The 309-nt window shown below is 68.3% G+C and carries 1 protein-coding gene; it reads right to left on the bottom strand.

What is annotated here, in order from left to right:
• Positions 1–309 (bottom strand): endonuclease/exonuclease/phosphatase family protein (locus SB719_RS19495; RefSeq protein WP_412159649.1); only part of this gene is annotated, 309 nt, incomplete at both ends.

Genomic DNA, 309 nt, shown 5'->3' with positions numbered 1-309 from the left:
GCGGCGATGAAGCCGAGAATCGACAGGTTGTCGACGACGAGGCCGAAGAAGCCGTTGAGGTCGCCGGCGACGATGACCGGTCGCTTGGCCTCGTGGGCGGCGCGTCCCACCAGCACCAGTTCGGCGTCGCGTTCTTCCGAGCTGTCGGCTTCGGTCGGGCTCGGCGGCCGCGGATGCAGCGCGTGCAGCACCACGCGCTGGCCGTTGTCGAGTTCCAGCACCGCGTGCGCGGACGGGATGTCGTCCTCGACCAGATAGCGGATTTCGCTGTCGTGGAGCGGCAGCCGCGAGTAGACGTGCATGCCGTAG

This window comes from Pantoea sp. SIMBA_079 (assembly GCF_046940275.1).
GTDB lineage: Bacteria > Pseudomonadota > Gammaproteobacteria > Enterobacterales > Enterobacteriaceae > Pantoea > Pantoea borealis.
Note: the sequence above shows the minus strand (reverse complement) of the source record. Positions and strands in the feature narration are given on the sequence as shown.